The following is a 446-nucleotide window of genomic DNA, read 5'->3' on the forward strand; positions in this document are numbered from 1 at the left end:
CCCCCACACTGTCCGTCAGCTCATAACGGTACTTCACGTTAATCCCTTTCAGATGACTCACACCGGTATCCCCGCCCGACAACGACGGCAATGTACCCGGTTTCACTTGAAAATAGCCCACCGTAAACGTACCATGTCCACCTTCCGCACGGGCCGGAGTGACTGTCACCGCAAGTGCGGCAAAGACAGCAACGGCAATACACACATTACGCATCGTTCACCTCTCACTGTTTTATAATAAAACGCCCGTTCCCGGACGAACCTCTGTAACACACTCAGACCACGCTGATGCCCAGCGCCTGTTTCTTAATCACCATAACCTGCACATCGCTGGCAAACGTATACGGCGGAATATCTGCCGAATGCCGTGTGGACGTAAGCGTGAACGTCAGGATCACGTTTCCCCGACCCGCTGGCATGTCAACAATACGGGAGAACACCTGTAC

Annotated in this window: 1 protein-coding gene and 1 pseudogene; both read right to left on the minus strand. The window is 53.6% G+C overall.

Features of this window, described 5'->3' with window-relative positions:
* Window positions 1-214: pseudogene (gene lom, locus MTCD1_RS18530) on the minus strand (outer membrane beta-barrel protein Lom); the annotation flags it as partial.
* A gap of 61 nt (window positions 215-275) precedes the next feature.
* A complete protein-coding gene (locus MTCD1_RS23330) occupies window positions 276-440 on the minus strand; it encodes a phage tail tip domain-containing protein (protein WP_094190759.1) in 165 nt (54 codons plus the stop codon).
* Window positions 441-446 lie beyond the last annotated feature (6 nt).

It is taken from the genome of Colwellia marinimaniae, from assembly GCF_002207865.1.
GTDB classification, from domain to species: domain Bacteria; phylum Pseudomonadota; class Gammaproteobacteria; order Enterobacterales; family Alteromonadaceae; genus Colwellia; species Colwellia marinimaniae.